The sequence below is a fragment of the Mycobacteroides immunogenum genome (genome assembly GCF_001605725.1).
GTDB lineage: Bacteria > Actinomycetota > Actinomycetes > Mycobacteriales > Mycobacteriaceae > Mycobacterium > Mycobacterium immunogenum.
Genome location: NZ_CP011530.1, coordinates 1,291,686 through 1,308,590 on the forward strand (window position 1 = coordinate 1,291,686; position 16,905 = coordinate 1,308,590).

Below are 16,905 nucleotides of genomic sequence, written 5' to 3' on the forward strand. Positions count from 1 at the left end.
GCTTAGCGGTGAATGAAGTTGGCGGGACGCTTCTCGACGAACGCGGCCATGCCCTCGGACTGATCGGCGGTTCCGAATGCCGAGTGGAAAATCCGGCGCTCGAACAGCAATCCCTCGGCCAGGCTGGACTCGAAGGCCCGGTTGACGGCTTCCTTGGCCATCATCGAGGCCGACAACGACATCTCCGAGATGGTCTTGGCGACGGCCTTGGCCTCGTCGAGCAGGCTCTCGGTGGGCACCACGCGTGAGACCAGGCCACTGCGCTCGGCCTCGGCGGCGTCGATGTTCCGGCCTGTGAGGATCAGGTCCATGGCCTTCGCCTTGCCGATGGCGCGGGTGAGCCGCTGGGATCCGCCCATGCCGGGCAACACGCCCAGTTTGATCTCGGGCTGCCCGAACTTGGCGTTCTCCGCGGCGATGATCAGGTCGCACATCATGGCCAGCTCACAGCCGCCACCGAGGGCGTATCCGCTCACCGCGGCGATGGTCGGGGTGCGCACCGCGCCCAACTTGCCCCAGGCGGAAAAGAAGTCGGAGCCGAACATGTCGCTGAACGACTGCTCGCTCATTTCCTTGATATCCGCACCCGCCGCGAACGCCTTCTCGCTGCCGGTGATGATGATCGCGCCGATACCGTGGTCCGCGTCGAATTCTGCTGCGGCGGTGGTCACCTCGTTCATCACCTGCGAGTTCAGCGCATTGAGGGCCTTGGGCCGGTTCAATGTGATGACTGCGACGCGATCGATGCGTTCGGTGAGGATGGTTTCGAAAGTCATGACGCTCCTTGGATTCGCGAGAAGATCGCTGAGAAGTCTAGGCCGGAGCCCCCGGTGGAATTGAAGTCGTCGTAGATGTGCGCAGCTGCCAAGCCCAACTGTGCGTCAACTCCGTTGGCGCGCACGGCGTTGGCGGCCAGGCCCAAGTCCTTGGCCATCAGCGCGACGTCGAAGCCTGGGGCGTAGTCGCGATTGGCGGGGCTGGTGGGCACCGGTCCCGGTACGGGACAGTTCGACGTGAGTGCCCAGCACTGGCCCGAGGCGTTGGCCGCGACATCGAACAGTGCCTGATGGGATAGCCCCAGTTTCTCGCCGAGTACGAACGCCTCACTGATGGCGATCATCGAAACGCCGAGGATCATGTTGTTGCAGATCTTCGCGGCCTGGCCTACACCAGGGCCGCCGCAGTGCACCACCCGCTTGCCCATGACCTCCAGAATTGGTTCGGCAGCGGCGAATACGGCGTCCTCGGCGCCGACCATGAAGGTCAGGGTCGCCGCGGTGGCGCCGGGTACGCCACCGGATACCGGAGCGTCTGCGAAGCGGTGGCCCGCCGCGGTGGCCGCCTCGTGCGCAGCGCGGGCATCGGCCACGTCGACGGTGGAGGAGTCGATGAACAGGGTGCCGGGCCGCGCCGCGGGCAGCAGATCCTCGTACGCCGCGAGCACATGCGCGCCCTTGGGCAGCATGGTGATCACCACATCGGCAGATGCCGTGGCGGCGGTGCCGGACTCGGCCAACGCCACACCGGCCTCGGTGGCGGCGGCGCGTGCCTGCTCGGACAGGTCGAAGGCGGCCACGGTGTGGCCGGCCTTGGTGAGATTGACCGCCATCGGTAATCCCATGTGGCCCAGGCCGATAAAGGCGATATTCGTCATGACCACTCCAGATCATCACTGACCGGCTGGAAGAAGGCTTCGACATCGGCGTCGGTCACCGCGGCGAGTGTCTTCGGATCCCACTGCGGGTTGCGGTCCTTGTCGACCAGCTGCGCGCGGATGCCCTCGACCAGATCGTGTGAACGCACCGATTGGCTGGACACCCGATATTCCTGGGTGAGAACCGCTTCCAGGGAGGGCAACTCACGGGCCCGGCGCACCGCCGCGAGTGTCACCGAGAGTGCGATGGGGGAGCGCGTCAGGATCTGGTCGGCGGCCGCGCGGGCACGCTCATCGCCGTGTGCCTGCAGCGCCGCCACAATGTCGGCGACGGATTCTCCGGTGTAGCACTCGTCGATCCAGCTGCGCTGGGCCAATAGATCACTCGATGGCGCAATGGCGCTGTGCACCGCGAGCGCGGTGGCCAGGTCGCTGTCGATGATGGCCTTGGTGAACTTGCCGAGCCGGTCATGTGGCACGTAGTGATCGGCGAATCCCATGGCAATGGCGTCGGCGCCGGAGAACGGCGCGCCGGTGAGTCCGGCGTGCAGGCCAAGCTGGCCCGGGGCGCGGGACAGCAGATAGGTTCCGCCCACATCCGGGATGAATCCGATGCCCACCTCGGGCATGCCGACCTTGGAGGTGTCGGTGACAATGCGGGTGTTGGCATGCCCGGCGACACCCACACCGCCGCCCATCACGATGCCATCCATCAGCGCCACATACGGTTTCGAGAAGCGTCCGACCTGCGCGTTGAGTTGATACTCCTCGCGGAAGAAGCGCCGTGCCACCACCCCGTCGATCTTTGCGCTGTCGTGGATCTCCACCACGTCGCCGCCGGCACACAGCCCACGTTCCCCGGCGCCGGACAACACCACGGCACGTACCGCGTCATCGGCCTCCCATTCGGACAGGGCCGCGGACATCGCGGTGATCATGTCGTTGGTCAATGAGTTGATGGCCTTGGGGCGGTTCAGCGTCAGCAGGCCGACACCCTTCTCGACCCGGGTCTCAATCTGATCCGTCACGCCGGAAGCCCCTGTTCTATCAACTTGCGGGACACGATGACTCGCATGATCTCGTTGGTTCCTTCCAAGATTTGATGCACCCGTAGGTCTCGTACGATCTTCTCGATGCCGTACTCGGCCAGGTAGCCGTAGCCGCCATGCAGCTGCAACGCCTCGTTGGCCACGGTGAAACCTACGTCAGTGGCGATGCGTTTGGCCATGGCACACAGCTCGGCCGCGCGCGGATCGCCCTCCGTTACCGCGGAGGCCGCGCGCCAGACCATGGTGCGGGCGGCCTCCAGCTCGGTGGCCATATCCGCGAGCCGGAACTGCAGCGCCTGGAATTTGATCAGCTCATCGCCGAACGCCTTGCGCGTGCGCAGGTACTCGATGACCTTCTCCAGCGCCGAGCGAGCCCCGCCCAAAGAGCATGACGCGATGTTGAGCCGGCCGCCGTTGAGACCGCGCATCGCAATGGTGAACCCGACACCCTCCTCGCCGATCCGGTTGGCCACCGGCACCCGGACATCCTCGAAGATGACCTGCGCCGTGGGCTGGGCATGCCAGCCCATCTTGCGTTCGGGTGGGCCGAAGGACAGCCCGGGGGCGTCCTTGGGAACCACGATGGTGGAGATGCCCCGGGGGCCGGGGCCTCCCGTGCGTGCCATCACCACATAGAGATCCGCGGCGCCGGCACCGGAGATGAATTGCTTGACGCCGTTGAGCACGTACTCGTCACCGTCGCGAACCGCGCTGGTCCGCAAAGCCGATGCGTCACTGCCACATTCGGGCTCGGTCAGGCAGTAGGCGCCGATGGTCTCCATTGTGCACATCGAAGGTAGCCAGCGTTGGCGCTGTTCTTCGTCGCCGAATTCATCGATCATCCAGGCCGCCATGTTGTGGATGGAGATGAACGCCGAGACGGCGGAGCATCCGGTCGCCATGGCCTCGAAGATCAGTGAGGCGTCCAGGCGGGTGAGCCCGGAGCCCCCGACATCGGGGTTGATGTAGATGCCGCCCATCCCCAGGGCCGCGGCCTTGGGGAAAACCTCGACTGGGAAGTACTTGTCGCGGTCCCATTCCAGCGCGTGCGGCGCGATGTGGATATCGGCGAATTCTCTTGCCGTATTCCAGATTTCGCGCTGTTCGTCGGTGAGATTGAACATGGATCGCCCGCTCAGTCCATGGTCGGGATCACAAAGGAGGCGCCCTCCTTGATGCCAGACGGCCAGCGCTGGGTCACCGTCTTGGTCTTGGTGTAGAACCGGATGGAGTCGGGTCCGTGCTGGTTGAGGTCGCCGAATCCGGACGCCTTCCAACCGCCAAAGGTGTGGTACGCCACCGGAACCGGGATGGGAACGTTCACGCCCACCATTCCGGTGTTGACCTTGGCGCAGAAGTCGCGCGCGGTGTCGCCGTCACGGGTGAAGATCGCGACACCGTTTCCGAACTCGTGCTCGGACGGCAGCCGCACCGCCTCCTCGTAGTCCTTGGCGCGCACCACCGACACCACCGGCCCGAAGATCTCTTCCTTGTAGATGCGCATGTCGGGTGTTACATGATCGAAAAGCGAAGCGCCGATGAAGAATCCGTCTTCGTGCCCGTCGACCGTGAGGTCGCGACCATCGAGGACCAGCTCGGCCCCCTCGGCGATGCCGATATCGATGTAGTCACGCACCCGCTTCAGCGCGTCGGCGCCCACCAACGGGCCGAAGTCGGAGCCGGCGTCCAGCGATGGCCCGACCACCAGCTCGCGGGCACGCTTGGTCAATCCGTCGACGAGCCGTTCGGCGGTGGCCTCGCCGACGGGTACCGCAACAGAGATGGCCATACAGCGCTCGCCGGCCGAGCCGTAGCCCGCGCCGATCAGCGCATCGATGGCCTGGTCGATATCGGCGTCCGGCATGATGATCATGTGGTTCTTGGCGCCGCCAAAACATTGGGCGCGCTTGCCGTTGGCGGTGGCGGTCTCGTAGATGTACTGCGCGATCGGGGTGGAGCCGACGAATCCGACCGCGGCGATGCGCGGATCGTTCAGTAACGCGTCCACGGCAGTCTTGTCCCCGTTGACGACGTTGAAGACGCCCGGCGGCAGACCCGCCTCGAGGAACAGCTCGGCCAGGCGCAGCGGCACCGACGGGTCACGCTCGGAGGGCTTGAGGACGAACGCGTTTCCGCACGCGAGCGCGGGGCCGGCCTTCCAGAGCGGAATCATGGCGGGGAAATTGAACGGGGTGATGCCCGCGACCACGCCCAGCGGCTGGCGGATGGAGTACACGTCGATGCCGGTACCGGCGCCGCTGGTGTACTCGCCCTTGATGAGGTGGGGGATGCCGGTGGCGAATTCACAGACCTCGAGCCCGCGTTCGATATCGCCCTTGGCGTCGGCGAGGGTCTTGCCGTGCTCCTGCGACAGCATCGCGGCCAGGCTGTCGATCTCGGCGCGCACCAGATCGACGAACTTGGCGAGCACGCGGGCGCGCTGTTGAGGGTTGCGGGCCGCCCAGCCGGGCTGCGCCTCGGCGGCGTTCGCGATGGCCGCCTCGACCTCGGAAACATCGGCCAGCGGTACCTGTCGCACCGGCTTGCCCTGCGTCGGGTCGTACACGTCGGCAAAGCGGCCCGAGGTGCCGGGAACATGCTTGCCGCCGACGAAATGCGTCAATGTGGGTAGTGAACTCATGGTGTAGCCCCTTGGGAAGCGGTGGGAGATCAGGGAGGTCGGTACTCCCGAATCTAGTTGGACATCCATGTAATGTCTAGTAGGACTTCCAGGTAAAAATCCTAGTGTTCACAGGGATCTCACAGGGATTTGCCACAACGGCAGGATGCGAGCGGTAGTGTGAGCCCACGACGTGGCCGGACAGCTCGGGGACCATTCGCGCAAGCCTGGAACTCTTGCACTTGCCTGCTCGTTAAACGTCCAGTTGACTTGTTTGACGTCATCCGCGGAGGCCGCATATCGCGGCGCCGCACTTCCAGGAGAGGACCACGACGGTGCGAACCACCAGCAATCCCATTCTTCGGACGCTGCCCGGAAAAGAGGGTGGCGGCTATGCGCAGTTCGGGGCGGGTGCGGCAGGCGCTGGAGCCATGGCGGCCCAGCAGATGCGCCAGGACCCCTACACCGCGTACCCGGAGGCGCAGTCCGGCGTATCCCGGCCGCTGACCATCGATGATGTGGTGACCAAGACCGGCATCACCCTCGGTGTCATCGTTGCCGTCGCCATCGCCTCCTTCTTCCTCGTCAGCACCAACGTCGGATTGGCCATGCCATTTCTGGCGGTCGGCGGTATCGGCGGCTTGATCATGGTCATGATCGCGAGCTTCGGGCGTAAGCAGGACAACCCGGCGATCGTGCTGAGCTACGCGGCATTCGAAGGTCTGTTCGTCGGCGCCATCTCATTCGCCATCGCCGTCCCGGTAGCCGGGGCCAACGCCGGCGCCCTGATCGGCCAGGCGGTGCTCGGCACCGTCGGTGTCTTCATCGGCATGCTGTTCGTCTATCGCTCGGGCGCCATCCGCGTCACCCCCAAGTTCCAGCGGATGCTGCTGGCCGGCCTGGTCGGCGTGCTGGTGCTGGCGCTCGGCAACCTGGTGCTCGGATTGTTCGGTATCGACATGGGCCTGCGTAGCGGTGGTCCGATCGCCATCATCTTCTCGCTCGTCTGCATCGGTCTGGCCGCGTTCAGCTTCCTGATCGACTTCGACGCCGCCGACCAGATGGTGCGCGCCGGGGCCCCCGAGAAGGCCGCCTGGGGCATCGCCCTCGGCCTGGCTGTCACCCTGGTCTGGCTCTACGTCGAGATCCTGCGACTGCTGAGCTACTTCCAGAACGACTAGCGCGAGACAACGAAAAGGGGCGCCCCCGGGAGGGGCGCCCCTTTTTCATGCGTGTGTTCAGCCGGAAACGCGGACCCGGCCCGCGGCCTCGGCGGCGTTACGCCGGGCCGTGTCCACATCCTCGTCGCGGGCCAACGCCACACCCATGCGACGGGTGACAAAACTTTCCGGCTTGCCGAATAGCCGCAGATCGGTCCGCGGGACACGCAGTGCGTCATCAATCCCGTCGAACACCACACCCTGCGCCTCCACCCCGCCGTAGATGACGGCGCTGGCCCCGGGAGACCTCAGCGTGGTGTCCACGGGCAGTCCGAGGATGGCGCGGGCGTGCAGCTCGAATTCGTTCTGCCACTGTGTGGCCATGGTGACCATGCCCGTGTCATGGGGGCGCGGGCTCACCTCACTGAAGTACACCTGATCGCCCTTGACGAACAGCTCCACACCGAAAATCCCCTGTCCGCCCAGGTTTTCGGTGACGGAACGCGCGATGTGCTGCGCGCTGCGCAGGGCGGCCTCCGACATCGGGTGCGGCTGCCAGCTTTCGACGTAGTCGCCGTTGGCCTGCCGGTGTCCGATCGGCGCGCAGAAGCTTGTCTCGATCTCGCCGTCGGCGCCCACGGCCCGGACGGTCAAAAGCGTGATCTCGTAGTCGAAGTCGACAAACCCCTCGACGATCACGCGGTTGTTGGTCACCCGGCTGCCCGCCATCGCGTAGTCCCAGGCTTTCGCGACATCGGCCGGTCCATCGAGCTTGCTCTGGCCCTTACCGGAGCTGCTCATCAGCGGCTTCACCACACACGGGTAGCCGATGCCGTCATCGATCGCGGCCTGCAGTTCGTCCAGTGAGTCGCAGAATCGGTAAGGGCTGGTGGGCAATTCGAGCGTCTCGGCCGCGAGCCTGCGAATGCCCTCGCGATCCATGGTGAGTCGCGCCGCACGGGCCGTCGGGATCACCCGCACCGAGCCCTCGGTTTCCAGGGCCTCCAGGGTGGCGGTGGCGATCGCCTCGATCTCGGGGACCACCAGGTCGGGCTTTTCGGCCTCGATCAGGGCGCGCAGCTGCTCGGGGTCGGTCATCGAGATGACGCGCGCGTGGTGGGCTACCTGGTGCCCGGGAGCGTTCTCGTAGCGGTCGACGGCAATGGTCTCGACACCCAGACGTTGTAGGGCGATCAGGACTTCGCGGCCGAGCTCACCAGAACCGAGCAGCATGACGCGGGTGGCGCGCGGTGACAGGGGCGTTCCGATAGTGGTCATCGCGACGGAATTCTAGTGAGCGGGCGCCTGCCGCATGGCTGGCAGGCGCCCGCTCACTAGAATTCCGTCGCGATGACCACTATCGGAACGCCCCTGTCACCGCGCGCCACCCGCGTCATGCTGCTCGGTTCTGGTGAGCTCGGCCGCGAAGTCCTGATCGCCCTGCAACACGGCGTGTCGACGAGAGAGAGGGGAGAGCTATGCGAGCCGCTCGATGACCATCGCCATACCCTGGCCGCCACCGACACACATGGTCTCGACGCCGAAGGTCTTGTCATAGGTGGTGAGGTTGTTCAGCAGCGTGGCGGTGATGCGGGCACCGGTCATACCGAACGGGTGGCCCAGCGCGATCGCACCGCCGGAGACGTTCAGCTTGTCCTCGTCGATGCCCAGCTCGCGCGCCGAGCCCAGCACCTGCACCGCGAACGCCTCGTTGATCTCGAACAGGTCGATATCGCCAATCGTCTTGCCCGCGTTGGCCAGTGCGCGCTTGACGGCCTCGATCGGGCCCAGGCCCATGATCTCGGGGGACAGGCCGGACACACCGGTGGAGACGATGCGCGCCAGCGGGGTCAGACCCAGCTCCTTGGCGCGCACATCGCTCATCACAACCAGCGCGGCCGCGCCGTCGTTGAGCGGGCACGCGTTACCGGCGGTGATGGTGCCGTTGGGGCGGAACACCGGCTTCAGCTGGCTGATGGCCTCGTAGGTGGTACCGGCGCGCGGGCCGTCGTCCTTGGACACGACGGTGCCGTCGGCCAGGGTCACCGGGGTGATCTCACGCTCGAAAAAGCCGTCGGCAATGGCCTTTTCGGCCCGGTTCTGGCTGCGCACGCCCCAGTGGTCCTGGTCCTCGCGGCTGATGCCGGTGTGCAGGGCCACATTCTCGGCGGTCTGGCCCATCGCGATGTACACGTCGGGGGTCAGACCATCGTTGCGCGGGTCATGCCACTCGGTGGCACCCTGTGCGGCGGTCGCGGTGCGGGCCTCGGCGTCGGCGTACAGCGGGTTGTGGCTGTCGGGCCAGCCGTCAGAGGTGCCCTTGGGGAAACGCGAAACCGTCTCCACGCCAGCGGAAATGAAGGCGTGACCCTCGCCGGCCTTGATGGCGTGGAACGCCATACGGGTGGTCTGCAACGATGACGAGCAGTAGCGGTTGACGGTGGTACCGGGCATGAAGTCGTAGCCCAGCTGCACCGCGACCGCGCGACCGATGTTGAAACCGGCCTCGCCGCCGGGCTGCCCACAGCCCAGGATCAGGTCGTCGATGTCCTTGGGGTCAAGCGCGGGCACCTTGTCGAGCGCGGCGCGCACCATCTGCGCGGCCAGGTCATCCGGCCGCATGCTCACCAGCGAGCCCTTGCCGGCGCGCCCGATCGGGGAGCGGGCAAGGGAAACGATCACGGCTTCGGGCATGAAAACTCCTGAATATAGGGGATTTAGTACTGGTTCTACTCCCCAGGAATCTAATGCAGCGACGCAACGGGCAGACTGTCGGCCCGGTCTGCGGGCTCGGTCACGCCCGCGGTGATCTCCGCGACGTTGCGCCGCCAGATCCGGCTCAGGACCCGCAGCCGGGCACTCATGGTCTGCGACTCCGCCGCCGCGGACACCCACGGCAAATCTGGGATGGGCCCGCCCGTCCACTCCCCGAGAGCATTCGCCACCGCCGGCAGCAGCAGCCGCGCTGCCAGCGCGTATCCCGCGGCCGAGGGATGGTAATGGTCGTCGGCGAACATCTCCTCGGGCGCCTGGAGGAACTCGGGGGACAGCAGGTCGGCAAGCGGCACCGGCACGCCGCCGGTCGCCCGCACCGCCGCGGCCTGGAAATGTGCCAGACGCAGCCCGCGCGAGCGCACCACCGCACGCAGCGGCTGCGGTATGGCAGTGATCACCCCGAAATCGGGACAGGTACCCACCACCACGACCGATCCCGCCGCGCGCAGCCGTCGCACCGCGTCGCCGAGGCGCTGCGCCGAGGCCCGTACCGCATTGAGCGAGGTCACGTCGTTCGCGCCGATCATCATGACCGCGGCATCCGGGGGCGGTCCGATGATCGACATGGCGTCGATCTGTGCGGCCAGCCCCTTCGACGTCGCTCCCGATATCGCTTTGGTGGACAAGCGGACTCGCTTGCCTGATTCTTCGGCCAAGCCGCGTGCCAGCAGCACACCGGGCACTTCGTCGGGAATGTGGCAGCCGTACCCGGTAGCCGTGGAGTCGCCGAAGATCGCCAGATGCAGGTCGTACTGCACGCCGCGGGTGTATTTGGTGACGGGGCCGCCGCCACGCTCATAGACGCCGTCGGCAACCGGGGGAGCGTCATGAGTCTTCGGAATTACCCGGCGAACCTGTCTGGCCTGCGCATTCAGGAAGCTGTACGCGCCCCAGAGTCCGGTACCCATCGCCGCGCCCGCGGCCCCGGTGCTCAGGGCCGCCCAGATCGTCCGTCTCCGCGTGGCGAGGATGCTCACGGTGGCTATTTTCAACGACCACGACACCCCGCGCCAGTCCTCTGACCAGCATCACGGGAAATGAGGCGTGGACGATGCGGTATCGAAAGCGGTTTGTTGCTTGTTGATAGGTATAGTCCATCGGACGCTAGCTGGCAGCTAGCAGTCTGAGCGTCACAGGACACTGGCTAGGCAAAGGAGCCTGAACAGATGACCGCACCGAAGCGCGCCGTGCAGTACGGGGCCCCGGGTTCTTCCCCTGGCACCGTGAATACGCTGGTCCGTGGCTTACCGCTGAGTGACGGCGCCGCCGTCGAAGTGATCGAGGACGCCGCCAGCCTGGCCGGACGGCTCCTTGGACTCGGCGTCCGGATGACGGTGCGCACGGTCCTGCAGCTCGGCAGTCATGCCCCCACGCTTCCGTACCCCTTCGGATTGATCGAAGAGCTCGGCCGCGTCCTGGTACCGCCGCGCGGCACGGTCAAGGCGACAGTCACCCTGCCGAACACCAACGCGCGGCTGATCCGCGCCAAGGGCGTCGGGCCGGCAGACGGCATAGGGCGCGTGGTGTTGTACCTGCATGGCGGAGCCTTCCTCGTCGGTGGCCCAAACACGCACAGCGCCATGGTGTCCACCATCTCTGAGTATGCCGATGCGCCCTGTCTGGTGGTCAACTACCGGATGCCGCCCAAGGCCTCGCTGGATCAGGCTGTCGACGACTGCCTCGACGGGTACCGCTGGCTGCGTGCGCAGGGATACGCGGCCGATCAGATTGTGTTGGCTGGCGATTCGGCAGGAGGCTTCCTGTCGGTAGCGGTGGCCGAACGTCTCCTCGCCGAGGACGGTGAGGCTCCGGCCGCACTCGCGCTCATCTCACCGCTGATCGAGCTGGACCCCGCGCCCAAGGTCGCACATCCCAACGCCAAGACCGATGTCATGTTGCCGCCCAACTGTTTCGCGGCACTCGAGCAGATTCTCACCAAGGCGGGCGGTGGCATACCGCCGCGCGAGATCATCGACAAGGTCGACAGCCGGATGCCGCAGACGCTGGTGCACTGCTCCGGGTCCGAGGTGCTGCTGTATGACGCGCGCCTGCTGGGACAGCGCCTGGCCGAGCAGGGTGTGCCGGTGGAGATCAAGATCTGGCCCGGTCAGATGCATGTCTTCCAGGTGGCCACCAAGGTCGTGCCCGAGGCGAAGAGGTCGCTGGCGCAAATCGGGCAGTACATCCGCGACGCGGTGCCCGAGACTTCCGCGGCGGAGTTCCTCGCGCCGGCCGCGGTCTGATCGCCGCTTCCGGTCCGCGTCGGCTGCCGGTGTTGGAGCCTCTGCGCGCGGGGCACGCACCGGTCTAATAGCGTTAGCGGCATGCGCATCGCCCAGCATGTCTCGGATCTGATCGGTAACACCCCCCTCGTCCGGCTCAACTCGGTGGTGCCCGAGGGATTCGCGACGGTGGCTGCCAAGATCGAGTACCTCAACCCCGGCGGCAGCTCCAAGGACCGTATCGCCGTCAAGATGATCGAGGCCGCCGAGGAAGCGGGCCTGCTCAAGCCCGGCGGCACCATCGTCGAACCCACCTCGGGCAACACCGGTGTCGGTCTGGCGCTGGTCGCACAGCGCAAGGGCTACCGCTGCGTATTCGTGTGCCCCGACAAGGTCAGCGAGGACAAGCGGAATGTGTTGCGGGCCTACGGGGCCGAGGTCGTCGTGTGCCCCACGGCCGTTCCGCCGGAACATCCGGACAGCTATTACAACGTCTCGGACCGCCTGGTGCGCGAAATCGAGGGTGCTTGGAAGCCCGACCAGTACTCCAACCCGAACGGTCCCGCCAGCCACTACGAGACCACCGGCCCGGAAATCTGGGCCGACACGGACGGCACGATCACCCATTTCGTCGCGGGCGTGGGCACTGGCGGCACCATCACCGGCGCGGGCCGGTACCTCAAGGAGGTCTCTGCGGGCCGTGCGATAGGCGAGGTCAAGGTTGTCGGCGCCGACCCCGAGGGGTCCGTCTACTCCGGCGGAACCGGCCGCCCCTACCTCGTTGAAGGTGTGGGTGAGGACTTCTGGCCCACCGCGTACGACCCCAGCGTGGTCGACGAGGTCATCGCGGTGTCCGATGCCGACTCTTTCGAGATGACTCGCCGGCTAGCGCGTGAAGAAGGGTTGCTGGTCGGCGGATCTTGCGGCATGGCGGTGGTCGCGGCAATTCGATTGGCAGAGAAGGTGGGTCCCGGCGGGCTGGTCGTGGTGCTGCTGCCGGACGGCGGCCGTGGATACCTGTCCAAGGTGTTCAGTGACGCCTGGATGTCCTCCTACGGATTTCTGCGCAGCCGCCTGGACGGCAGCATCTCCGAGCCGACTGTCGGTGACGTACTGCGCGGAAAGTCCGGTGCGCTACCGGATTTGGTGCACACGCACCCGTCGGAGACGGTACGCGATGCCATCGAGATCCTGCGTGAGTATGGGGTGTCGCAGATGCCGGTGGTGGGCGCCGAGCCGCCCGTCATGGCGGGCGAGGTCGCCGGGTCGGTTTCCGAAAGAGAGCTGCTGTCAGCAGTATTCGAAGGCCGGGCGCAGCTCGCCGATGCGGTGGCCCAGCACATGAGCCCGCCGTTGCCGCTGGTCGGTTCGGGTGAGCCGCTGAGTACCGCGGGGTCCATGTTGCGTGACACCGACGCGGTGATGGTTGTTGACGAAGGCAAGCCCGTTGGCGTGATTACCCGCCATGACCTGCTGGGATTCGTTTCTTCGGGTAGAGGCGTGCGGCTCTGAATTTGGCCCCAAATGGTTTCGCGGAAGCCAACCTGTGGAAACGCTGGACGCGTAATGTCCTCTGTTGCTCGACGCTGATGCGTGTCATACGAACTGGAGGACGATCGTGACTGAAGTTCCACCACCCCCGCCGCAGGATCCGGGCGCTTACCCGCCGCCTCCCCCTGCCGCCGCTGTGCCGGCCCTGCCGGGTAGCAACTTTGAGATCTGGATCAAGCGTGTTGGCGCCGCTCTGATCGACAACGGGATTGTCGCGGTGCTCTACTGGATTGGCTACGGCATCGCCCTCGCCACCGCCGAGAAGCAGAGCTTCTCGACCGGCGTGTACGACAGCGATTCCATGGGTGGCATGTCCTACGGCGAAGACGCCGAGGTCTACAGCTTCACCGGCCTCGGCATGGCTGCGGTCACCGTCTTCGGGATCGCGGCGCTCGCCTTCTGGCTCTGGAATCTGAAGAAGCAGGGTGACACGGGCTCGACCATCGGCAAGGGCGTGCTCGGCATCCGGGTGCTCAGCGAGACCACCGGCCAGCCCATCGGATTCGGCATGTCCGTTGTTCGTCAGATCGCGCACTTCCTCGACGCCGTCATCTGCTACATCGGCTTCCTGCTGCCGCTTTTCACCGCAAAGCGCCAGACGATCGCCGACATGTTAGTGAAGACCGTCGTCGTTCCCAAGTAGAAGTAACCCGTAAGGCGGCGCTGGGCTGTCTCACTCCCGCGGGTCCGGTATAGGCTCGGACCCGATGAGTGAGCAGCGCAGCGCCGCCGACGCGTCTCGGTGGCAAGGGTTTTCCACACGGGCCATCCACGGCGGTTTCCATGCCGATCCGCAGACCGGCGCCGTCAACGTGCCGATCTATGCCAGCTCGACCTTCGCCCAGGACGGGGTGGGGCAGCTGCGCGGGGGCTTCGAATACGCACGCACCGGTAATCCGACGCGCGCGGTCCTCGAATCCTCACTGGCGGCATTGGAAGACGCCCACTTCGGCCGGGCGTTCGCGTCCGGCATGGCGGCCACCGACTGCGCGCTGCGCGCGCTGCTGCGGCCGGGCGATCACCTGATCATTCCCAACGACGCCTACGGCGGCACCTTCCGTCTCATCGACAAGGTGTTCTCGCAGTGGGGGATTAGCCACACCCCGGTGCCGGTGGCCGATGTCGACGCCATTCGCGCGGCGATCACGCCCAGCACCAAGCTGATCTGGCTGGAGACGCCCACCAACCCGCTGCTGAGCATCGCCGACATTGCCGCAGTCGCTCAGGTGGCGGCCGACCATTCCGTCAAACTCTTGGTGGACAACACCTTCGCCTCACCGGCGCTGCAGCAGCCGCTGAATCTGGGCGCCGATATCGCACTGCATTCCACCACCAAATACATTGGCGGGCATTCCGATGTGGTGGGTGGTGCGTTGCTCACCAACAGTGAAGAGCTGGACACGGCGTTCGCGTTCCTGCAGAACGGGTCGGGTGCGGTGCCGGGTCCGTTCGACGCTTACCTGACCTATCGGGGCATCAAGACTTTGGCGCTGCGCATGCAGCGGCACAGCGAGAACGCGCAAGCGGTGGCGCAGTTCCTGGACGGACACGCGGCGGTCGCGCAGACGATCTACCCGGGGCTGGAGAGTCACCCCGGACACGCGGTAGCAGCCAAGCAGATGCGCGGATTCGGCGGCATGGTCAGCGTGCGGCTCGCCGGTGGGCGCCAGGCCGCGCTCGATTTGTGCTCGCGAACAGAGCTTTTCATTCTCGCTGAATCCTTGGGCGGCGTGGAGTCGCTGATCGAGCATCCGGGTGCCATGACGCACGCGTCGACGGCCGGATCGCTGCTGGAGGTGCCGGACGATCTGGTGCGGCTGTCGGTGGGTATCGAGGAGGTCGGCGATCTGATCGGCGATCTCGAGCAGGCACTGCGCTAGTTCATCGAATGTAGTGCCGCCGCGATCACGGCGGCGGTCACCGCGAGATTGACTGCCGGGCCCCGGTTGTCGCGGGTCTGGGCCGCCCATCCGCCGTCCGCGATTGTCTGCGACCATCGCGACACCTGCTGTTTGCCCACCGGATCCAGGCTCAAGATCGCGTCGAATCCGTTGACCCCGTGCAGTACCGCGATGATCGCCGCGGTACTCGGGGAGGGCGCGGTGTAATGGAACAGCGCATCCGTCACGCCCTGGCGTACGGCATTGGCGCGCTCGTTGTTGGTCACCGGCCAGTATTTCTCCGGAAACAGCCGGTTGCCCATGCGGACGGTGTGAATATCCCCGGTGATCTCCAGGCGGTGCAGCATCTGCGAGTTCACCCCGCGCCCTACCTTGGTGATCGCCTCTGCCGGATCCATCGGCCGTCGTCGCAGCCGGTGAATCGCCCGGTCGAGCACTGGATCGCCGATATCGGGTGCCTGCAGCACCAGTAGGTGGCCGGCCTTGGCGGGTTCACCGTGGGTGGCGGGGCGAACGCGTTGCGCCAGAGCAAGATCCAGCACGATCGCGGCGGCCAGGGCTTGCGAGCGCCGATTTTTGTCCAGCAGTGGCCGCCCCGAGGCATTGTTCAGCAACAGAAGCAGGAGGTCCTCCGCAATCTGTGGCATGAGGGGACAATAGCGGCAGAACTGGTGACATGATGCCTGGCATGGCCATGGAGACATCGGGAGCAACGGGGTTAGTAACGGTCGGCGAGATCCAGGAGGTGGCCGAGCGGCTGGCCCCTGTGATACGGCGCACACCGATGGTGGCCTTTCGTGCGCTGAGCGACCGGTGCGGGCACGAGGTACGGCTGAAGTGCGAAAACTTGCAGCGCACAGGATCTTTCAAACCACGCGGCGCGTACAACAGGATCAGCAGATTGCCCGAGGATCAGCGGGTCAATGGTGTGGTGGCGGCCAGTGCGGGTAACCACGCGCAGGGTGTGGCCTGGGCGGCGACCACGCTCGGCATCCCGTCGACGGTGTTCATGCCGGTGGGGGCCGCACTGCCCAAGATCGTGGCCACCCGCTCGTACGGAGCGACCGTGCACTTGACCGGTTCCACCATCGATGAGGCACTGGTGGCCGCGACGGAGTTCGCGGCAGAAACCGGCGCGGTGCTCATTCACCCGTTCGACCACCACGACGTCGTGGCCGGGCAGGCCACCGTCGGGCTGGAGATCCTGGAGCAGCTGCCGGACGTAGGCACCATCGTGGTGCCCGCGGGCGGTGGCGGCCTCGTCGCCGGTATCGCCGCGGTGGTCAAGGCGGAGCGTCCGCAGGTGCGGATCGTCGCGGTGCAGGCCGCCGGTGCGGCCGCCTGGCCGGTGTCGCTCAAAGCCGGGCACCCGGTGGCATTGGAATCCATGGAAACCATGGCCGACGGCATCGCCGTGGGTAAGCCAGGCGCGGTGCCGTTCGAGCATGTGGCCGCCCTGGTCGACGATGTGGTCACGGTCAGCGAAGAGGCGCTCTCGCGCGGTCTGCTGCTCTGCCTGGAGCGGGCCAAGTTGGTGGTAGAGCCCGCCGGTGCCGCGGCAGTGGCCGCGCTGCTCACCCTGTCCGCGGAAGAGCTGGGTCTGCGCGGCCCGGTGTGCGCGGTGCTTTCGGGTGGAAATATCGACCCGCTGCTGCTCACTCACGTCATCACCCATGGTCTGCGGGCTGCTGGGCGCTATCTGACGGTGCGGGTGACCGTCGCCGACGCCCCGGGCGGCCTCTCGGGTCTGCTGGATGTCTTCCGGTCCTCGGGCGCCAGCGTCGTCGACGTCACGCATTGGCGTAATAGCGAGCGGCTGCGTCTGGGCGAGGTGGACGTGCTGGCGACTGTCGAGACCCGGGGGCCAGAACACCGGCAGGCCGTCCTCGACGCGATCGTCGCGGCCGGCCTGACGGTTCACGAAGAGCGATAGACCCGCCCCGGCCCAGGCCCACAACGAGTGCGAGCCTCAC

General features: G+C 66.2%; 15 protein-coding genes and 1 pseudogene. 6 read left to right on the plus strand and 10 right to left on the minus strand.

Annotation, left to right across the window (positions count from 1 at the left end; all coding sequences use genetic code 11):
- Positions 1–2: 2 nt before the first annotated feature.
- From ABG82_RS06440 to ABG82_RS06460, 5 genes are read right to left on the minus strand one after another with little or no spacing between them, the layout of a single operon-like run.
- On the minus strand, positions 3–776 hold the full coding sequence (locus ABG82_RS06440; protein ID WP_043079454.1) for an enoyl-CoA hydratase: 774 nt from the start codon (positions 774–776) through the stop codon (positions 3–5).
- Positions 773–1,654, minus strand: a complete 882-nt coding sequence (gene mmsB / locus ABG82_RS06445; protein ID WP_043079453.1) for a 3-hydroxyisobutyrate dehydrogenase — start codon at positions 1,652–1,654, stop codon at positions 773–775. The genes ABG82_RS06440 and mmsB overlap by 4 nt, the downstream gene beginning before the upstream one ends.
- On the minus strand, positions 1,651–2,682 hold the full coding sequence (locus ABG82_RS06450; RefSeq protein ID WP_043079452.1) for an enoyl-CoA hydratase/isomerase family protein: 1,032 nt from the start codon (positions 2,680–2,682) through the stop codon (positions 1,651–1,653). Before ABG82_RS06450 ends, mmsB begins: the two co-directional genes overlap by 4 nt.
- Positions 2,679–3,827: an isobutyryl-CoA dehydrogenase gene (locus ABG82_RS06455; RefSeq protein WP_043079451.1), complete on the minus strand. Its 1,149-nt coding sequence runs from the start codon at positions 3,825–3,827 to the stop codon at positions 2,679–2,681. The genes ABG82_RS06450 and ABG82_RS06455 overlap by 4 nt, the downstream gene beginning before the upstream one ends.
- Positions 3,828–3,838: 11 nt before the next feature.
- A complete protein-coding gene (locus ABG82_RS06460) occupies positions 3,839–5,344 on the minus strand; it encodes a CoA-acylating methylmalonate-semialdehyde dehydrogenase (RefSeq protein ID WP_043079450.1) in 1,506 nt (501 codons plus the stop codon).
- Positions 5,345–5,658: 314 nt separating this feature from the next.
- Between ABG82_RS06460 and ABG82_RS06465 the strand changes: the two genes are divergently transcribed.
- Positions 5,659–6,504: a Bax inhibitor-1/YccA family protein gene (locus ABG82_RS06465; RefSeq protein ID WP_043079449.1), complete on the plus strand. Its 846-nt coding sequence runs from the start codon at positions 5,659–5,661 to the stop codon at positions 6,502–6,504.
- A gap of 57 nt (positions 6,505–6,561) precedes the next feature.
- On the opposite strand, the gene purT is transcribed toward ABG82_RS06465, so the two are convergent.
- The 3 genes from purT to ABG82_RS06480 form a co-directional block, all read right to left on the minus strand.
- Entirely contained in the window at positions 6,562–7,761 is a 1,200-nt protein-coding gene (gene purT, locus ABG82_RS06470; protein WP_043079448.1) for a formate-dependent phosphoribosylglycinamide formyltransferase, read from the minus strand.
- A 198-nt stretch (positions 7,762–7,959) separates the two neighbouring features.
- A complete protein-coding gene (locus tag ABG82_RS06475; RefSeq protein ID WP_043079447.1) occupies positions 7,960–9,177 on the minus strand; it encodes an acetyl-CoA C-acetyltransferase in 1,218 nt (405 codons plus the stop codon).
- 50 nt (positions 9,178–9,227) lie between these two features.
- Positions 9,228–10,235, minus strand: a complete 1,008-nt coding sequence (locus ABG82_RS06480) for an SGNH/GDSL hydrolase family protein (RefSeq protein ID WP_043079446.1) — start codon at positions 10,233–10,235, stop codon at positions 9,228–9,230.
- A 189-nt stretch (positions 10,236–10,424) separates the two neighbouring features.
- Here ABG82_RS06480 and ABG82_RS06485 point away from each other — a divergent pair, with 189 nt between their 5' ends.
- The 4 genes from ABG82_RS06485 to ABG82_RS06500 all read left to right on the plus strand — a co-directional run bounded on the left by ABG82_RS06485 (position 10,425) and on the right by ABG82_RS06500 (position 14,911).
- Positions 10,425–11,501 (plus strand): alpha/beta hydrolase, encoded by a 1,077-nt coding sequence (locus ABG82_RS06485; RefSeq protein ID WP_043079445.1) that lies wholly within the window; start codon positions 10,425–10,427, stop codon positions 11,499–11,501.
- Between the two features lie 81 nt (positions 11,502–11,582).
- Positions 11,583–12,992: a cystathionine beta-synthase gene (locus ABG82_RS06490; RefSeq protein ID WP_043079444.1), complete on the plus strand. Its 1,410-nt coding sequence runs from the start codon at positions 11,583–11,585 to the stop codon at positions 12,990–12,992.
- A 106-nt stretch (positions 12,993–13,098) separates the two neighbouring features.
- The gene (locus ABG82_RS06495) at positions 13,099–13,674 is read left to right on the plus strand and encodes an RDD family protein (protein ID WP_043079443.1); all 576 of its coding nucleotides are present in this window, start codon (positions 13,099–13,101) and stop codon (positions 13,672–13,674) included.
- A 64-nt stretch (positions 13,675–13,738) separates the two neighbouring features.
- Complete coding sequence (locus tag ABG82_RS06500) at positions 13,739–14,911, plus strand: cystathionine gamma-synthase (RefSeq protein ID WP_043079442.1); 1,173 nt, start codon at positions 13,739–13,741, stop codon at positions 14,909–14,911.
- Here the strand turns inward: ABG82_RS06500 and ABG82_RS06505 are convergent.
- Together ABG82_RS06505 and ABG82_RS28900 are read right to left on the minus strand one after the other, a co-directional pair.
- Positions 14,908–15,579 (minus strand): GOLPH3/VPS74 family protein, encoded by a 672-nt coding sequence (locus tag ABG82_RS06505; RefSeq protein ID WP_043079441.1) that lies wholly within the window; start codon positions 15,577–15,579, stop codon positions 14,908–14,910. The genes ABG82_RS06500 and ABG82_RS06505 overlap by 4 nt on opposite strands.
- Positions 15,540–15,755: pseudogene (locus ABG82_RS28900) on the minus strand (hypothetical protein). The gene ABG82_RS06505 and the pseudogene ABG82_RS28900 overlap by 40 nt, the downstream one beginning before the upstream one ends.
- Here ABG82_RS28900 and ilvA point away from each other — a divergent pair.
- The gene (ilvA, locus tag ABG82_RS06510) at positions 15,717–16,865 is read left to right on the plus strand and encodes a threonine ammonia-lyase (protein WP_234708076.1); all 1,149 of its coding nucleotides are present in this window, start codon (positions 15,717–15,719) and stop codon (positions 16,863–16,865) included. The pseudogene ABG82_RS28900 and the gene ilvA sit on opposite strands and share 39 nt — an antisense overlap.
- Positions 16,866–16,905: the final 40 nt, after the last annotated feature.

Coding starts and splice junctions, on each gene's coding strand:
- ABG82_RS06475 (WP_043079447.1), bottom strand. CDS start 9,177: ATGCCCGAAGCCGTGATCGTTTCCCTTGCCCGCTCCCCGATCGGGCGC.
- ABG82_RS06500 (WP_043079442.1), top strand. CDS start 13,739: ATGAGTGAGCAGCGCAGCGCCGCCGACGCGTCTCGGTGGCAAGGGTTT.
- ABG82_RS06455 (WP_043079451.1), bottom strand. CDS start 3,827: ATGTTCAATCTCACCGACGAACAGCGCGAAATCTGGAATACGGCAAGA.
- ilvA (WP_234708076.1), top strand. CDS start 15,717: ATGGTGGCCTTTCGTGCGCTGAGCGACCGGTGCGGGCACGAGGTACGG.
- ABG82_RS06505 (WP_043079441.1), bottom strand. CDS start 15,579: ATGCCACAGATTGCGGAGGACCTCCTGCTTCTGTTGCTGAACAATGCC.
- ABG82_RS06460 (WP_043079450.1), bottom strand. CDS start 5,344: ATGAGTTCACTACCCACATTGACGCATTTCGTCGGCGGCAAGCATGTT.
- ABG82_RS06485 (WP_043079445.1), top strand. CDS start 10,425: ATGACCGCACCGAAGCGCGCCGTGCAGTACGGGGCCCCGGGTTCTTCC.
- ABG82_RS06440 (WP_043079454.1), bottom strand. CDS start 776: ATGACTTTCGAAACCATCCTCACCGAACGCATCGATCGCGTCGCAGTC.
- mmsB (WP_043079453.1), bottom strand. CDS start 1,654: ATGACGAATATCGCCTTTATCGGCCTGGGCCACATGGGATTACCGATG.
- purT (WP_043079448.1), bottom strand. CDS start 7,761: ATGACCACTATCGGAACGCCCCTGTCACCGCGCGCCACCCGCGTCATG.
- ABG82_RS06490 (WP_043079444.1), top strand. CDS start 11,583: ATGCGCATCGCCCAGCATGTCTCGGATCTGATCGGTAACACCCCCCTC.